15 protein-coding genes are annotated in these 16,936 nt (G+C 39.4%); 6 read left to right on the forward strand and 9 right to left on the reverse strand.

Going from position 1 to position 16,936, the window contains the following annotated elements; genetic code table 11:
- Positions 1–230: 230 nt before the first annotated feature.
- Both adhP and adh read left to right on the forward strand, forming a co-directional pair.
- On the forward strand, positions 231–1,208 hold the full coding sequence (gene adhP / locus GJS40_RS08045; RefSeq protein ID WP_270897384.1) for an alcohol dehydrogenase AdhP: 978 nt from the start codon (positions 231–233) through the stop codon (positions 1,206–1,208).
- Positions 1,209–1,333: 125 nt separating this feature from the next.
- Entirely contained in the window at positions 1,334–2,854 is a 1,521-nt protein-coding gene (gene adh, locus GJS40_RS08050; RefSeq protein WP_270897370.1) for an aldehyde dehydrogenase, read from the forward strand.
- 241 nt (positions 2,855–3,095) lie between these two features.
- On the opposite strand, the gene GJS40_RS08055 is transcribed toward adh, so the two are convergent.
- The 8 genes from GJS40_RS08055 to GJS40_RS08090 form a co-directional block, all read right to left on the reverse strand.
- Positions 3,096–4,565, reverse strand: coding sequence for a sigma-54-dependent transcriptional regulator (locus GJS40_RS08055; RefSeq protein WP_270897371.1), 1,470 nt, complete (start codon positions 4,563–4,565; stop codon positions 3,096–3,098).
- Positions 4,562–6,238 (reverse strand): ATP-binding protein, encoded by a 1,677-nt coding sequence (locus tag GJS40_RS08060; RefSeq protein ID WP_270897372.1) that lies wholly within the window; start codon positions 6,236–6,238, stop codon positions 4,562–4,564. Before GJS40_RS08060 ends, GJS40_RS08055 begins: the two co-directional genes overlap by 4 nt.
- Positions 6,239–6,267: 29 nt before the next feature.
- A complete protein-coding gene (locus GJS40_RS08065) occupies positions 6,268–7,416 on the reverse strand; it encodes an iron-containing alcohol dehydrogenase (protein WP_270897373.1) in 1,149 nt (382 codons plus the stop codon).
- Positions 7,417–7,938: 522 nt separating this feature from the next.
- On the reverse strand, positions 7,939–8,493 hold the full coding sequence (locus tag GJS40_RS08070) for a flavin reductase family protein (RefSeq protein WP_270897374.1): 555 nt from the start codon (positions 8,491–8,493) through the stop codon (positions 7,939–7,941).
- A 23-nt stretch (positions 8,494–8,516) separates the two neighbouring features.
- Positions 8,517–8,867 carry a VOC family protein gene (locus GJS40_RS08075; RefSeq protein ID WP_270897375.1) on the reverse strand — a complete coding sequence of 117 codons (351 nt, stop codon included), beginning with the start codon at positions 8,865–8,867 and terminating at the stop codon, positions 8,517–8,519.
- Between the two features lie 16 nt (positions 8,868–8,883).
- Positions 8,884–10,038 (reverse strand): thiolase family protein, encoded by a 1,155-nt coding sequence (locus GJS40_RS08080; RefSeq protein ID WP_270897376.1) that lies wholly within the window; start codon positions 10,036–10,038, stop codon positions 8,884–8,886.
- A 22-nt stretch (positions 10,039–10,060) separates the two neighbouring features.
- Positions 10,061–10,831 carry a 3-hydroxyacyl-CoA dehydrogenase gene (locus GJS40_RS08085; RefSeq protein WP_270897377.1) on the reverse strand — a complete coding sequence of 257 codons (771 nt, stop codon included), beginning with the start codon at positions 10,829–10,831 and terminating at the stop codon, positions 10,061–10,063.
- 99 nt (positions 10,832–10,930) lie between these two features.
- On the reverse strand, positions 10,931–11,971 hold the full coding sequence (locus GJS40_RS08090; protein ID WP_270897378.1) for a phosphotransferase family protein: 1,041 nt from the start codon (positions 11,969–11,971) through the stop codon (positions 10,931–10,933).
- 191 nt (positions 11,972–12,162) lie between these two features.
- Here GJS40_RS08090 and GJS40_RS08095 point away from each other — a divergent pair, with 191 nt between their 5' ends.
- A complete protein-coding gene (locus tag GJS40_RS08095) occupies positions 12,163–12,846 on the forward strand; it encodes a peroxiredoxin (RefSeq protein ID WP_270897379.1) in 684 nt (227 codons plus the stop codon).
- A gap of 77 nt (positions 12,847–12,923) precedes the next feature.
- On the opposite strand, the gene GJS40_RS08100 is transcribed toward GJS40_RS08095, so the two are convergent.
- A complete protein-coding gene (locus GJS40_RS08100; protein WP_270897380.1) occupies positions 12,924–13,862 on the reverse strand; it encodes a hypothetical protein in 939 nt (312 codons plus the stop codon).
- A 222-nt stretch (positions 13,863–14,084) separates the two neighbouring features.
- Between GJS40_RS08100 and GJS40_RS08105 the strand changes: the two genes are divergently transcribed.
- From GJS40_RS08105 to GJS40_RS08115, 3 genes are all read left to right on the forward strand, one after another.
- On the forward strand, positions 14,085–14,771 hold the full coding sequence (locus GJS40_RS08105; protein WP_270897381.1) for a response regulator transcription factor: 687 nt from the start codon (positions 14,085–14,087) through the stop codon (positions 14,769–14,771).
- Positions 14,768–16,120, forward strand: a complete 1,353-nt coding sequence (locus GJS40_RS08110; RefSeq protein ID WP_270897382.1) for a sensor histidine kinase — start codon at positions 14,768–14,770, stop codon at positions 16,118–16,120. The genes GJS40_RS08105 and GJS40_RS08110 overlap by 4 nt, the downstream gene beginning before the upstream one ends.
- Before the next feature lie 111 nt (positions 16,121–16,231).
- Positions 16,232–16,780 carry a PepSY domain-containing protein gene (locus tag GJS40_RS08115; protein ID WP_270897383.1) on the forward strand — a complete coding sequence of 183 codons (549 nt, stop codon included), beginning with the start codon at positions 16,232–16,234 and terminating at the stop codon, positions 16,778–16,780.
- Positions 16,781–16,936: the final 156 nt, after the last annotated feature.

Raw genomic sequence — 16,936 nt, forward strand, 5'->3', positions numbered from 1 at the left:
AGCGAATTCAACGTCTTAAGCTAGAATAATTCAATTGAATAGCTGTTTTTTTAAAAGGATGAAAGACCAAGGGGGTAGTATGCCCAAAATCAGGATTTTACTGCCATTCACCTTTATCATTTATCATATTTATCGAAATTAACAGCTCTTACTTGTTTAGATAACAAAAAATCATTGGATTTGGTATCAAATTAAATCTTCATTGGAAGTATGAATAATTCAGGTTAGAAATTAAAGACGTCCCAGTTCCAGAGGTAGGACAGGGAGAAGTATTAGTAAAAATTCATGCTTGTGGGGTATGTCACACTGATTTACACGCAGCCCACGGAGATTGGCCAGTGAAACCAAAAATGCCACTCATTCCCGGGCATGAGGGTGTCGGTGTCATCGAAAAAGTTGGAGAAAATGTCACCAATGTTAAAGTCGGCGATCGCGTAGGCATTCCTTGGCTATATTCTGCTTGTGGTGAGTGTGAATATTGCTTATCTGGGAGAGAAACGTTATGCCCGAATCAATTAAATGCCGGCTATTCTGTCGATGGCGCTTATGCAGAATATTGCAAAGCCCCTGCGTTGTACGTAACAAAAATTCCGGATGCTTTATCTTTTAAAGAAGCAGCACCATTATTTTGTGCCGGCGTGACAACTTATAAAGCGTTAAAAGTGTCGGGTGCAAAGGCTGGAGATTGGGTTTCCATTCATGGAATTGGAGGACTTGGACACGTTGCCCTACAATATGCCAAAGCAATGGGATTCAACGTCATTGCAGTAGATATTAAAGATGACAAATTGGAGCTGGCTAAAAAACTAGGGGCAGATCTCACTGTCAACGGAATGAAAGTAGATCCAGCAGAAAAAATAAAAGAAGAAGTGGGTGGTGTACAAGCTGCCATTAGTGTAGCTGTCACGAAAAAAGCTTTTGAACAAGCTTATCATACTGTTAAACGTGGAGGTAGTCTCGTCGTTGTCGGTTTACCAAATGATACGTTACCGATTCCTATCTTTGACACTGTCCTCAATGGCGTGTCAGTGAAAGGTTCCATTGTCGGAACGAGAAAAGATTTACAAGAATGCTTAGAATTAGCTGCTCAAGGAAAAATTAAAACAATGATAGAAACCCAACCGCTCGATAACATTAACGAAATTTTTGACCGATTAGAAAACGGAGAAATTAATGGTCGCGTAGTACTAGAAATCTCTAACGAATAACTGACTTTTTTGATTATTCCGTCGCTAATCTCACATATTGTTGCTCCATTCTTTCATGATGGAGCAACCTTTCTTTCATAAATAAAATAGAAAAATTTATTGTTTCTAAATGAGGGGGAAAAGAAATGCTTTATGAAGCACCAAATCGTCTTCACAGTCTTGTGAATTTCAAAGAAAAATACGACAACTTTATTAATGGAGAATGGAAAGCACCAGTGAAAGGAGAATATTTCAATAACGTCAGTCCCGTAAATGGAGAAGTGTTTTGCCAAGTGGCTCGTTCAACTGCCGAAGATATTGAAATTGCTTTAGACGCTTCCCATCAAGCGAAAGACTCATGGGGCAAAACGTCCCCGGCAGAACGTGCGCAAATATTGAACCAAATTGCTGATCGAATGGAACAAAATAAAGAAATGTTAGCAGTGGCAGAAACATGGGACAATGGAAAAGCGATACGAGAGCCGTTAAATGCAGATATTCCATTAGCAATCGATCATTTTCGTTATTTTGCTGGAGCCATTCGCGCACAAGAAGGAACGATTTCTCAAATAGATGAAGATACAGTCGCATACCATTTTCACGAACCGTTAGGAGTTGTCGGTCAAATCATTCCGTGGAACTTCCCACTTTTAATGGCCACATGGAAACTTGCTCCTGCCCTTGCCTCCGGGAACTGTGTCGTTTTAAAGCCGGCAGAACAAACTCCTTCCTCTATGATGGTGTGGCTAGAATTGATAAAAGATTTATTGCCTCCGGGTGTATTAAATGTTGTCAACGGATTTGGAGTGGAGGCAGGAAAACCTTTAGCTTCTAATCGTCGAATTGCCAAAATTGCATTTACCGGGGAAACGACTACTGGTCGATTAATAATGCAGTATGCGTCCGAAAACATTATTCCTGTGACATTAGAATTAGGGGGCAAATCCCCAAATATTTTCTTTGCAGACGTTATGGAGAAAGAGGATGCTTTTTTAGATAAAGCGATTGAAGGTCTCGTCATGTTCGCATTGAATCAAGGAGAAGTTTGCACTTGTCCTTCAAGAGCACTCATTCACGAATCGATTTATGATGATTTCATGGAAAGAGCGTTAGAACGTGTGCAAAAGATAAAGATAGGAAACCCGCTAGATACAGAAACGATGATGGGAGCCCAAGCATCTTCCGAACAATTAGAAAAAATTATGTCTTATATAGATATTGGAAAACAAGAAGGAGCAGAATGCCTTATTGGTGGAGAGAGAAACCAATTAGAAGGAGACTTACGAAACGGATATTATGTCAAACCTACAATCTTTAAAGGACATAATAAGATGCGTATTTTTCAAGAAGAAATATTCGGCCCGGTACTTGCGGTTACTACTTTTAAAACGCCAGAAGAAGCATTAGAAATAGCGAACGACACGTTGTATGGATTAGGAGCTGGCGTGTGGTCCCGGAATATCAATACCGCTTATCGTTTTGGACGAGGTATTCAAGCCGGTCGAATATGGACGAATTGTTATCATATGTATCCTGCCCATGCTGCTTTCGGAGGATATAAGATGTCAGGAATTGGAAGAGAAACTCATCATATGATGCTGTCCCATTACCAACAAACGAAAAATTTATTAGTTAACTATCATGAACATGCGCAAGGATTTTTCTAAATTGAAGAACAAACAACATTGAAATAAAGGGTGCTATGGCGCGTTTTCTCATGGAAACGCGCCTGAATTTGCTTTTTCTAACTCGTTCTATCTGGAAAAGTGCATAAATAGTCTACTTAGTTCCGTTTGATATAAGCCGTTTTAAGTTTTAAATTTCTAAACGAAAGCATAGTACATTTGCCCATCCAATCTCTTTTGACGAGGTAGTGAAGGAAAACACCCCTCCCCCTTTGCCCTTTTCCTATTCTATTCCTTCCTTTTTCTCATGTAATACGTATCGAATTTTTCTTGGACTAATATTCAGCTGCTTTGCGGCTTCTCTTCGATTCCCTAACGTTCGTCGTAATGCTTCTCTTACAAAAGCTCTTTCCACCCTTACTTCCAGTTCTTTTAACTGCTGAATAATTTCATGAAAATCCGTTAACTCTTTATGTTGTAACGCAGCGAGTATTTCATTTTTCCATTGAAGGAAGTATTGTTCCAATTCGTTCGTTTCATCGACATATTGGATCGGTCGATTTTTCACCGGTTCGTTCTTTTCTTCCTTATTCTCTGAAGGATGGAGAAGGTGCGTTGGTAAATAATTAGAAGAAATGGTAACTGTTTCCCTTTCCGCCAATGTAAGTGCTCTCATTACAATATTGGATAATTCCCGAATATTCCCAGGCCATTTATAGTTTTTTAACGTTTCTACCGCTTCATCCGAAAATCGAATATGCTCATTTCCGTATTGTTTCAAAAAATAATCGAGCAAACACGGAATATCTTCCTTCCGTTCTCTTAACGGTGGAATGGACAGTTTGACGACTTCTAATCGATACAACAAATCTTCTCGGAAAGTTCCTTCTTGTACTGCTTTTCGTAAATCCACATGAGAAGCGGCGATAATGCGAGCATTCGTTCGTTTCGTCTCTTCTCCGCCCACCCGCATATACTCTCTTGTTTCTAAGATGCGCAACAATTTCACTTGAATGGGCGGAGAAGCCTCCCCAATTTCATCGAGAAAAAGAGTTCCATTATTCGCAATTTCAAACAATCCTTTTCTTGCTTTTGTCGCTCCTGTAAATGCTCCTTTTTCGTGTCCGAACAATTCACTTTCCAACAATGTTTCTGTTAAAGCGCCGCAGTTGACACCGATAAATGGGTGGTCTGCCCGTTCACTTGCTTCATGGATAAAACGAGCTAATACTTCTTTTCCCGTTCCCGTTTCCCCTTCGATTAATATATTAATATTTTTCTCCGCAAACTTGTTTGCCACTTGAATCAGTTGTTGCATTTTTTCTGACTTACCCACGACAAAACCAATTCGGTTCGCAATTCTTCTTACATCATTTTCTTTTGTTTTTTTGAAATCAGATTGAATCGCGTTATTTACAAGGGTTTCAATATACGTAATGTCTTCAAACGGCTTTTCTATGTAATCATAAGCCCCTAACTTAATCGCTTCCACTGCTGTCTTGACGGTACTGTATCCTGTCATCACAATTCCTTTACAAGTCGGACGTACTTCTCGTAAATATCGAAGTAAATCTAGCCCAAATACGTCAGGTAATTTTAAGTCAATCAATGCTAATTGATAATCGTTTTCCGAGACTTTTTCTTTAAATGCTTTTCCATTTGTCACCACGTCCACTTGGTAAGATTGTCTTTGAAATAAATGGAACAAAAATGTACCCACTTCTTTTTCATCGTCGACAATAATAATGTTCAATTTTCTTCCACTCCTTCGTATATTGGAAAAAACAAAGTAAATGTGCTTCCATTACCCAACTTGCTTTTGACATCAATAAATCCTTGATGTGCTTTCACAATACCTAAACTTACCGACAATCCTAATCCCGTTCCTTTCAACTTCTCTTTTGTCGTATAAAAAGGATGAAAAATATTTTTTAGTTCTTTTTTTGTCATTCCTTTCCCATTATCTTCAATGATTAAAGCGACAAAATCTTTTTCTTCTTTTTCTTGTACTGTCGTTTTTATTCTAATTTGTTGGTTGTCTCTCTCTACTTCATCAAAAGCATCTTTTGCATTTAATAAAAGATTAATCACTACTTGTTCTAGTTGTTGAATATTCCCATAAATGGAAGGTAAAGAAGGATGAAGTTCGACCTCAATATCGATATGTTGTTTCGTGATTTGGTAACCAACGAGTGTAATCACTTCTTCAATGGCTTGATGAAGAGAGCATGGCTCAAATTGATACTCTTCTTGCCTAGAAAAAGTAAGAAGATTACGAATAATTCTTCGGGAGCGCTTTCCACATTCATTAATATCATACACAAGAGGATAAGAAGCATCGCTTTTTTTCAGTTCTCGCAGCAACAATTGAGAGTTTCCAATAATCGCTGTTAATGGACTATTTAATTCATGTGCGACCCCCGCAGCCATTTCACCCAACGCGACTAATTTTCCAGATTGAATCAGTTGTGCTTGCGTCTGGACATGTTCGGTCACATCTTTAATATAGATAATCACTCCATTCATTTCTTCTGCTTCATTTAAGACAGGATACGTATAAATATCGCAAATACGGTCATTGTGAAGAGTTAATTGGCGATAGTCCATTTGTTTCGTACAATAGCTTGTTGCTAATGGACAGTCCTCTTCGTTGGAAAATAATAAATCATGACATTTTTTCCCTTTGATTTCGTCATCATCTCGCTGGAAAAATTCTTTTACTGCTTGATTGTATCGTACAATCCTATGGTCCATGTCAACGTATATTAACATGTCACGAACCGCTTGAAAGGTTTCCTCCCATTCTTCTTTTCCTCTGAGCACCGCTTGATATAAATGAGCGTTTTCAATACAAACAGCCAACTGATCCGCTAACTGTTGCAAGAATGACACATCGTCTTGTGAAAGGGTCATGTCTCGGTTGCTACCTAAACTCAATACACCGATTACTTTTTCTTTCATACATAAAGGAATGAGTAAAAGAAATTGAATGTGTAAACGACGAAGAGCAGATTCTTCCACATATTTATTTTCTTTGTTATCTTTAGGAACGTTGTAAGTAATCACCTTTTTATAATGGATTGCTTCCCAATAAATGGAACGTTGTTTCGGGATAATCGTTCCCGGCCTTAAATGAAAAGCGTCTTCAGGGTAAAAGTCCGTTAATACTAGCTCTTCTTTTTCTAAAATAGACAAACTAATCCGGTCCACCACGATAATTTGTTCTAATTTTTCAAGGACGTTTTTGAGCATATCTTCCATCGGCATATTCACATTAAAACCCTTTGTTACATCATTGATAATTTCCAACTTCATGTTTTTCTTTTCTAAAGCTTCGATTGTACGTTTCAGTTCAATATAATAACTTTTTTTAGAAGATTTCACTCCCGTTAATAGTTCAATCATATTGTTTTTATCTTTTCTCATAGGTTCACCACCATCCACTACAAAGAATTCTATAAAGCTCTCATATATAAACTTTTTACTTCTTCCACGGTGAGATCGCGGGGGTTTGTAATCATGCACGCATCTTGTAACGCTATTTCACTCATAAATGTTAAGTCTTTGTCTTGAAAACCAATCTCTGACAGTTTTTTCGGTGCTTGAATGTCTTCAATCAATTCCCGTACTAATGAGACAGAAGCTTTCGCTGCTTCTATTTGTGTCATATTCCTTATGTCTTTTCCCATAAACGTGGCAATGTCTTGAAAACGATCTGGTCGCGCCATTAAATTATATTCCATCACATAAGGCAATAAAATGGCGTTCACCTCTCCGTGGGACAAGGAATATCTTCCCCCGATTGCATGAGACATGGCATGAACTGCGCCTAAAATTGCATTAGAAAAAGCTAGACCTGCTTGTAAACTTGCCATTGCCATGTTATTTTTCGCTTCTTTATTCGTTTGTGACGCAACAGAAGGACGCAAATTTGAAGCAACAAGGCGAATTGCGTTTGTAGCTTGTACGTCCGTTAAAGGAGTTGCAACAATGCTCACGTAAGCTTCGATTGCATGGGTTAATACGTCTAAACCAGTAGAGGCGGTGAGTGCAGGATCTTTTGTCATTAACGTTTCCGGATCAATGATGGCAATATCGGGTATCAACGACTTAGAAACAATCGTCATTTTATTTCCATCTTTTGCATTCACGATCACTGAAAATTGAGATACTTCTGAGCCGGAACCAGCAGTGGTGGAAACTGCAATGATTGGAGGCAATGGACGGCGAATATGATCGACTCCTTCATATTGATGGATGCTCCCGCCATTGGACACAATAATGGCAATTGCTTTCGCAACATCTAAAGAACTTCCACCGCCAATTCCTAAAACGGCGTCACACTCTTCTTCCTGATACACTTTGGCCCCTTCATGCACTTCATCATCTTTTGGATTCATCGTTACGTTAAAAAAGGTAGCGTATGGAAGATCGACACTTTTTAAATGAGTCAAAGCTTGTTCTACCCAACCTGCATCACATACCCCAGGATCACTAACAACGAGCACTTTATTTGCACCTAAACGAAGAAAACTTTCTCCGATTTGATCCAATGCCCCTTCTCCAAAAATAATTTCAGGTGCCATAAATTTACTAATGATCACACGTTTCATCCTTTCTGAACGAGCTTCCAATACCTATTGGTACAATTCGACAAATTCCTTTCTATTCCTGTTTTCTTACGTATAACCGTGAATGTTGGCAAGGCAACAGGTGAGCGTGTATTAATAAAAAGCAGAGGCTGTCTAATAAGTCCTGAAAAATAAATCGAGCGTTCCTTTCAACAATCATTTAGCGTTGAAACAGTGCCATGATCCAGTCATAGCTTGCTTCCATTAGCTATTTTTGAATGAAACAGTGCCATGAGCAATTCATGGCTTGCTTCCATTAGTTATTTTTATATGAAACGATAGCCTGACCCATCCATGGCTTGCTTTCAAAAGCAATACTTTGATGAAACAATGCCATGACTATCCATGATATATTTCGATTTTGGTGTTGCAAACATGCCATGATTCGGCCAAGAGACGTTTCAAGAAGCAATTTCTGATGAAGCGGTAATAAAAAATGTCCAAAAAGTCATCAACCACTTTTTGGACAGCTCCTGCTTTATTTATTGCTATCAATTACGAAATGGCACTTTTTTCTAATTTTCGTTGTGGCGCAGGATTCGTTTGAGAGCCTAAAATAATTCCCGTTGCGATAAACAGAAAGCCGATAAGTTGTGGCCAGACAAGTGTTTCTGATAAAACAACATCTACCACTTCTCCAATGACAATCGTGTGATCACCGCCATCATAACGATTTACTACTTTGCAATCCAAATAGGCTAAAGTTCCTGTGAGAACCGGACTACCTGTTACTTTTTCTTCATAATCAATACCGGCGAAACGATCGACGTCTTTCTGCGCAAATTGTTTCGATACGTCCATTTGATCATTTGCTAAAATATTCACAGCGAAATGGTCTGTTTCCATAAAAACATTGTAATTACTGGAGCCTTTATCAATGTGAAATAACACCAATTTTGGCTCTAATGATAGAGAAGTGAATGAATTAGCGGTAAATCCCATCGGTGTTTCTTTACTTTTCGTCGTAATAACAGTGATTCCCGTGGCAAAGTTTCCAACAATGTTTCGAAATTCCCGTGAATCCATCACATCATTCGTTGTACGACTCATGTATAAAAACCCCTCTCTTTTCTTTATTTTTGATACAGCTGCACAATGTTTGTCGCCGGATCAAAAAAGTAACACGTCGATCCGTGACTGCCCATATCTCGTATCTCGCTTACCCAACAACCTTTTTCTTCTAATAGCGTTTTCATTTTTTCAATATTTTCCACTTCAAAAGTGACGACCGCATTGGCTTCCAATTTATCAGGTACTTCTTCTTCGCCTCCAAGGGCAAACGTAACGTCCCCTAATTTAAATTGCGCCCATTGATCCCGGTCATTAAATTGAAGGGACAAACCTAATACATCTTCGTAAAATTGAATCGTTTCTCCCATATTCCCGTTTACGCGGTAAAAAATATTTTTGATTTTTGTCGTCAACTTTTTTCCTCCTTCCTTATCCATCGATTCTTTCAATAATCGTTGCGTTGGCCATCCCATGTCCTTCACACATCGTTTGCAAACCGTATCTTCCTCCGGTACGTTCTAACTCACTCATCATCGTAAGCAAAAGACGCCCACCGCTTGCCCCTAATGGATGGCCAAGAGCAATCGCTCCTCCATTTGGATTTAATTTTTCTGGATCAGCACCTGTTTCTTTTAGCCAAGCCATTGGAACCGGAGCAAAGGCTTCGTTCACTTCGAAAATATCAATATCCTCAATCGTTAAATTTGCTTTTTTCAGCACTTTTTCCGTCGCTGGAATAGGTCCCGTTAACATGAGCGTTGGATCGGACCCAACAACGGTTCTGGCAACAATTTTAAAGCGTGGTTTTAACCCTAATTCCTCCGCTTTTTCCCTTGACATAATGAGAAGGGCAGAAGCTCCATCACTAATTTGAGATGAATTTCCCGGAGTGATATTACCGTCTTCTTTAAAAGCAGGTTTTAGTGAAGCTAACTTTTCTAAGTTCGTATCTTCCCTCGGCCCTTCATCATGGGAAATGACTGTTTTTGTTCCGTCTTCCAACGTTACTTCCACTGGCATAATTTCTTTTTTGAAGCGACCTTCTTTTTGCGCTTGAATCGCTTTTTCATGGCTTTGTAACGAAAACTCATCCATTTCTTCGCGCGAGAATTTCCATTTTTCTGCAATTAATTCCGCCGACAATCCTTGATTAATAATTTTGTATTTGGAAGTAAGAGATTCACTTAACTCTGTTCCTTGCATATTTGACATCATCGGCACGCGCGACATGCTTTCTATTCCACCGGCAACGACGACATCCATATCCCCGCTAATAATTGCTTGAGCGGCAAAGTGGACTGCTTGTTGACTAGAACCGCATTGACGATCGAGCGTTGTTCCCGGTACTTCCATTGGATAATCAGCGATTAAAGCTGCTTGACGGGCAATATCAAACGCTTGTTCCGACACTTGGGTGACGCATCCGAAAATGACATCTTCTATTAATGACGGTGAAATGCCAGTCCGATGTACTAATTCTTTCAGCGGTTTGGCTGCTAAATCTTCCGCTCGAATGCCACTTAACGCCCCTTTAAATTTTCCCGTCGGTGTTCGAACGCCATCTACTATTACTGCTTCGCGCATATTTCATTCCCTCTTTCTTCGATTATTTTGGTTGCATACGAATCGCACCGTCTAGGCGAATGACTTCTCCGTTTAACATCGGATTTTCGATAATTCCTTGTACGAGGTGACCATATTCTTCCGGTTGCCCTAAACGTTGCGGGAATGGAGTCATTTTTTCTAACGACTCAATCGCTTCGTCAGGTAAAGCTTCAAACAGCGGTGTTTTAAATAATCCCGGCGCAATGGTCATGACACGAATGCCGTAAGAAGAAAGATCTCTTGCGATGGGGAGAGTCATACCAACGACCCCGCCTTTGGAAGCACTGTATGCTACTTGACCAATTTGCCCATCAAAAGCAGCTACCGAGGATGTATTAATGATCACACCGCGTTCTTCGTTGTCATTCGGTTGATTTTCGCTCATTTTTTCCGCTGCAAGGCGAATGACGTTAAAACTTCCAATTAAGTTTACTTCCACTACTTTTCTAAACTCATCTAAACTGTGCGGTCCTCTTCTTCCATATGTTTTCATTCCTGAACCGATGCCTGCACAGTTCACAACCACATTTACATAACCAAATGTCTCCACCGCTTGATTTAACGCGGACTGTACGTTTTCTTCACTAGTTACATCTGTTTTAACAAATAAAACTTGATCTTCCCCTAATTCTTGGATGAGGTGATTCGCACGCTCTTCTTGTAAATCTAAAATAACTCCTTTCCCGCCGTTTGTTACAATATTTCTAATCGTTGCTTCTCCAAGCCCGGAAGCCCCTCCTGTTACGACCGCTACGACATTTTCTATCTTCATCTCTATATAGGCCCCTTTCACTTTCTTAAATTACAATATTTTTCTATTATTATAATTATTCTATTAATTCTAATTTTGAATGTCAAGTTAATTTGATGGCTACAAGAGACGATTGTTTTTCGTTAATTCCGCCATCTCTAGTAAGTTATTAATCGATTGATATAAATATTTAAAACGTTCGTCTTGTAAAGCCCCTTTATCATATCGGTAATAAATTTGTTGGAGAATCGCCGCTAATTTATAAAAACCAAACGTGACGTAGTACGTAATATCGGACATATCTCGCCCACTTGCTAAAGCATACGCTTCCACAAATTCCCTTCGATTATAAAAACCTTTTTGGTTCGTAACGGCAGTAATTCCTAAGTCCGGGTCAGTTGGTTGAATCCAATAAGAAACCGCCGCCCCAACATCCGTCATCGGATCTCCAATCGTCGACAATTCCCAATCGAGTACACCGTTCACCTTGCTAGGATCAGACGCATCAAACACTAAATTATTTAATTTAAAATCGTTATGAACAATTCTCGTTTCTCTCGTTTCAGGTAAATGTTCCAATAACCATCGCTCTACACTAGTCGGTGTTATGACATTATCTGTTTTTGAACGTTCAAACCGCTTCATCCAGCCTCGAACTTGCCTTTCTAAATATCCTTCTGGCTTTCCAATATCCATTAACCCTTCTTTTTCACAATCAATCGCTTGCAGTTGCACAAGGGACTGAATCATACTTTCAGAAATAATAGGACCATATTTTTTGGCGTCAGAAAAAGACGGAGGTAACGAATCGTCGATGACCACACCTTCCTTTTTTTCCATGACGTAAAAATGACGATTCATAATACTCTCTTCTTCTCCGTACACGTATGGTTTCGGAGCTAGTGGATACACGCGATTAAATTTTTTAAGCAATCGGTATTCCCGTTCCATATCATGGGCTTTCGGTGGAATCTCTCCAAAAGGGGGACGACGCATCACCGCTTCCCAATCGCCAATTTGAATGAGATATGTTTGGTTCGAATATCCTTCCGTAAATTTTTTTACTTGTAGCTCTCCTGGTGGTACGTTTTCGATATTCTCTCTTAAAAACTGTTCAAATTTCGTCCAATTAATTTGTTCTTGGTCCACCAACTGCATCATATTCTTCACCTCTTCTTTCCATTCCTTACAAAACGTTAAATAAATTCTGACTTTTTATATAATTTAAATTTTATCACCGTTTAATTTTGAACGCAAATACTTATTTTAAAAGTTTGTTTAAATATTATTTGGAACATGTGACAAACACCTAACATACACTAAGGTAAAATGAATGTAAGGAAGGGATATAGATGGATCAAATAGAGACACAACGTCCTCTTACTATCGGTGACGCCTTTCCACAAATGACGGTAGAAACGACGTTTGGATCGATTACTTTACCAGACGACTATTCCGGAAAGTGGTTTATTATTTTCAGTCACCCCGGTGACTTCACTCCAGTATGTACGACGGAATTTGTCGCTTTTCAAACATTGATGTCGCAATTTCAAAAACGTAACACCGCTCTTATCGGCCTCTCTGTAGACCAAGTGCAAGCACATATGAAATGGACGGAATGGATTGACAAACATTTAGGGGTTCCGATTACTTTTCCAATTATTGCAGATCCGTTAGGAACCGTTGCGAAAACATTAGGAATGATTCATACATCAGGAGATACAGCAACTGTCCGAGGAGTTTATTTCGTCGACCCAAATGGAGTGATACGAGCAATCTTTTTCTATCCGGCAGAAGTTGGCAGAGGATTCCACGAAATATTACGGACACTTTCCGCTTTGCAAACCGCTGACTATTATGATGTCGCTTTACCGGCGGATTGGCCAGAAAACCAAATCATTGGAGAGAAAGCAATCGTTCCCGCGCCAACAAATGAAATGGAGAAAAAAGAACGGCTAAAACAACAAGAGAAAGGACTAATCGAATGTTTTGATTGGTGGTTTTGTACGAAAAGTATCGGTGGAAAAGGGGATTGAAAAGAGAAGCGAGTACTAAAAAGAAAGGTAAACGAAAAGAAATGATGAGTGGAAAAATTTCAATGGAGTAAGTATACTTATTTCATTTTTTCTTGTAACTCCGAAATTTTTCCACTGTGAACATTCGTTTGGTAAGAGAGCTTCTCAATGACTAACTCATGGGTATCGGCCCGCTCATCTAACCGTTTGAAATAACTTCTACACTCGGACGTGAGATTGTCTACTTTTAATTCCAATGTATCAAAGCGTTCGTCCATATGATGGAAACGATTGTCCACTTCAGCAAAATGTGTTTCCACTAAGTCAAAGCTTTCATCCATCGCGTCAAAACGTTGCGCGACAACTTGGAATTCGGAATCAACGTTATCAAAACGTGCTTCAAAGCGAGTATCCATTTCATCGAAGCGGTTGTCGACGACTACAAAACGAGAGTCGATGTCGTCAAAACGTTCATCCACAACTTCGAAACGGGCATCCACTTGATCAAAACGTTGGTCGACTTTTTCAAAACGAGTGTCCATCTCATCAAAACGTTGATCCACCACTTCAAAACGAGCATCTACTTCGTCGAAACGCTTATCTACTTCTTCAAAGCGGGAGTCTACTTCATCAAAGCGCTGATCCACTTCTTCAAAGCGGGCATCTACTTCGTCAAAACGCTGATCCACTTCTTCAAAGCGGGCATCTACTTCGTCAAAACGCTTATCTACTTCTTCAAAACGGGCATCCACTTGATCAAAGCGTTGATCGACTTTTTCAAAGCGGGCATCTACTTCGTCGAAACGCTTATCTACTTCTTCAAAGCGGGCATCCACTTGATCAAAGCGCTGATCCACTTCTTCAAAGCGGGCATCCACTTGATCAAAGCGTTGATCGACTTTTTCAAAACGAATATCCATCTCTCTTTTAACATGTCCCAACTCTTGTTTCACGTCACCAATATCATCTTTGATATATCCCATGTCCACCGTTAGACCTTTGACCATTTGAAAGAGAGCATCCATTTTATCTTCCACATATCCTACCTCCTTTTCCAGCAGATATACTTTCAAACATCATATCATATCTCCTGTGGAAACTGAGAAGTAATTGAATGTAGAACATTTGTTCTTATTGTAGTTTATTTTATCAAAAAAGTCCAGCTTTTTTAGAAAAAATGTCAGTTATCATATATTCGTCCTTTCATGTACAATGAAAATACAGTTGTTATTACTATTCGTTAAGGATGTGACATGATTTTGGCTTCAGCTACGATTTTAATTGTAGAGGATGAAGAAAAGCTTGCCCGGGTGCTTTCACTGGAATTAGAACATGAAGGATATAACACTACTTCCGTTCATTCCGGTGACATCGGCCTCGAGCATGCCCTTTCGAATCAATACGATTTAATTTTACTGGACGTGATGCTTCCTGAATTAAGTGGTCTTGAAGTGCTCCGGAGATTTCGGAAAGAAAATAAAACCACTCCTGTCATTCTTTTAACCGCTCGTGGAGAAGTGCCGGATAAAGTAAGCGGGCTTGATCTTGGTGCAAACGATTACGTCACGAAGCCTTTTGAAATTGAAGAGTTGCTCGCTCGCATTCGAGCCCAATTACGTTCTAACCGAAAAGAAAAAGACGACATTCTGCGGGTTGACGATTTAAAAGTTCATCTGAAAACACGCATCGTTACTCGCAAACACACGACCATTGAGCTTACTCCAAGGGAATTTGATTTGCTCGTCTATCTCATGAAAAATGAACAAATCGTATTAACGCGCGAGCAATTGTTACATGAAGTGTGGGGATATGACTACACAGGAGATACGAACGTCGTTGATGTATATATTCGATACTTACGCAAGAAAATCGACAAGCCATTCTCATCCCCACTCATTCATACCGTCCGAGGAGTGGGCTATACACTCAGGGGAAATAATAAATGAAATTGAAAACGAAAATCCAATTATTTTCTACCATTTGGATGATTTTACTTTTAATTGTCGCCAATGTCGCTGTCTATTATCTATTTCATACCTTTGCTTCTCGTTCAGAAATCAACCGGGTGCATTCCCATGCAGAAGCCATCGCAGAAACTTTGCATACCACGGAAAACATGGCAGGAAACATACCAGAACTGTTACGGGCTTATGTTCCTGCAAATGGAATGATTCGCATTATCGCAAGAGACGATTCTGTCTTACAAACAATTACAAAAGAAACGGCGTTTACCGAGTTACCGTACCAATACCAAACGTTTGAATCTTCCACTATTTTTCAGAGTGAAAGTGGACAGCCCTTCGCAGTCATTACCCGCCCGATCATTTGGGAAGACGGTACAGTCGTCACTTTGCAAGTAGCTGAACATGTAGAAGGATTTCAAGAAAACATGGACGTTTTACGCATCGTTTTATTCGCTTCTTCCTTATTCATTTTGTTACCAACCTTATTAGGAGGACATCTCCTTGGAAACGTATTTTTGCGACCGATTCGTGAGCTCATTCACGCAATGAATGTCGTCCAAAAAGAACGAGAGTGGCAAAAGATTGACCTTCAAAGAAAATCAAAAGATGAAATATACGAAATGGGACAGTCATTTAATCAGATGATTGACCGTCTTTCATTAAACTTTCAAAAACAACGGGACTTCGTGTCAGATGCATCCCATGAACTGCGCACACCCCTTTCTATTATCGATAGCTACGCACGTCTATTAAAAAGATGGGGAGCAAAAAAACCAGAAGTTTTGGAAGAATCGATTGAAGCAATTTTAACAGAAACAGAACGAATGAAAAAAATGAGCAACCAATTGCTGACGATGGCCCAAAGTGAAGAAAACGTAAAATGTATCAAAAAATTTTTTTCACTGACGAAAATGTGCGAACAAATCGTCCACTCCTTCTCCCTTTCCTTTGAACGAGAAATTACTCTCCACAGCGCTGATAAAGAAATTTGGATCAATGCAGATGAAGACCAATTGAAACAAGTATTGTATATTCTCTTAGATAACGCTGTGAAATATAGTGAAAAAGAAATTCATATTTCCTTAGAAGAGACGGACGACCACGTTCAAATCACTGTGAGAAACGACGGAGAAGGGATTCCATACGAAGATCAAGCACATATTTTTGACCGATTTTACCGCGTGGATAAAGCTCGTTCGCGCCGAACAGGAGGAACAGGGCTTGGCCTTTCTATTGCGTCTCAAATCATGAAACAACATGGCGGAAACATCACGGTAGAAAGCAAACCGAAAGAAGAAACGGTCTTTACGATTCAGTTACCAAAAAAATGATGTTTACCGTTTTCTTTCTCTTTTCTCATCATTTTCTCATTTTCATTTAAACTCCTCTTCATGTTCGTTTCTTAAGATAAAGACATCATCGAATAAAGGAGAAATGAGAACATGAAAAAATTTATCATTGCTACAGCATGTGTCGTATCCCTTGGCCTTGTCGCAATTGGTATTCAACAATTTCAAGCAACGGCAGGTGATGCTTCCATCTCCAAAGAAGAAGCAAAACAAATCGCTACCGAGCAATATCCGGGAACTGTGACAGAAGTAGAACGTGAAAGAGAAAACGGAAAAGAAGTGTATGAAATGGAAATCACCGGCGACGAATACAAATACGAATTAAAATTGGACGCCAATACAGGAAAAATTGTGAAATTAGACGAAAAAGAAAAAGTTCAAAAGCAGATTAACAAAAGAAGTGCTTCTTCCGAAAAAGAAAACAACCATCAACAACAAAATGACAGCACCTTCCCAGTTTCCATGGATGAAGCAATCAACATTGCCCTCGCTGAAACAGGTGGAACAGTGAAAGAAGCAGAATTAGACGACGATGATGGAATGACGTATTACGAAATTGAAATCAACTCAAACAAAGGAGAAGCGGAAGTAGAAGTAAACGCTTATACTGGTGAAATCATTCAAATCTCCTATGACGATTAATCATGATAAAAGCGCGAGAAAAGTAGTCCTTCCGTTGCCAAAACTCTATAAAACTCTAAAGTTTTGTTTATTTCCTGCTTCAACGTGTCCGATTTTGCCGAAGCTACTCTCGTTTGGTATAACACTCCACAGGCGTTAATTCGGGTACAACGAACC

It is taken from the genome of Aliibacillus thermotolerans (assembly GCF_027853235.1).
Lineage (GTDB): Bacteria > Bacillota > Bacilli > Bacillales > Marinococcaceae > Aliibacillus > Aliibacillus thermotolerans.

What these genes read in the sequence shown, in the direction of transcription:
- GJS40_RS08085 (WP_270897377.1), bottom strand. Translation starts at nt 10,831, where the DNA reads ATGAAGATAGAAAATGTCGTAGCGGTCGTAACAGGAGGGGCTTCCGGG.
- adh (WP_270897370.1), top strand. Translation starts at nt 1,334, where the DNA reads ATGCTTTATGAAGCACCAAATCGTCTTCACAGTCTTGTGAATTTCAAA.
- GJS40_RS08090 (WP_270897378.1), bottom strand. Translation starts at nt 11,971, where the DNA reads ATGATGCAGTTGGTGGACCAAGAACAAATTAATTGGACGAAATTTGAA.
- GJS40_RS08110 (WP_270897382.1), top strand. Translation starts at nt 14,768, where the DNA reads ATGAAATTGAAAACGAAAATCCAATTATTTTCTACCATTTGGATGATT.
- GJS40_RS08115 (WP_270897383.1), top strand. Translation starts at nt 16,232, where the DNA reads ATGAAAAAATTTATCATTGCTACAGCATGTGTCGTATCCCTTGGCCTT.
- GJS40_RS08080 (WP_270897376.1), bottom strand. Translation starts at nt 10,038, where the DNA reads ATGCGCGAAGCAGTAATAGTAGATGGCGTTCGAACACCGACGGGAAAA.
- GJS40_RS08060 (WP_270897372.1), bottom strand. Translation starts at nt 6,238, where the DNA reads ATGAGAAAAGATAAAAACAATATGATTGAACTATTAACGGGAGTGAAA.
- GJS40_RS08070 (WP_270897374.1), bottom strand. Translation starts at nt 8,493, where the DNA reads ATGAGTCGTACAACGAATGATGTGATGGATTCACGGGAATTTCGAAAC.
- GJS40_RS08095 (WP_270897379.1), top strand. Translation starts at nt 12,163, where the DNA reads ATGGATCAAATAGAGACACAACGTCCTCTTACTATCGGTGACGCCTTT.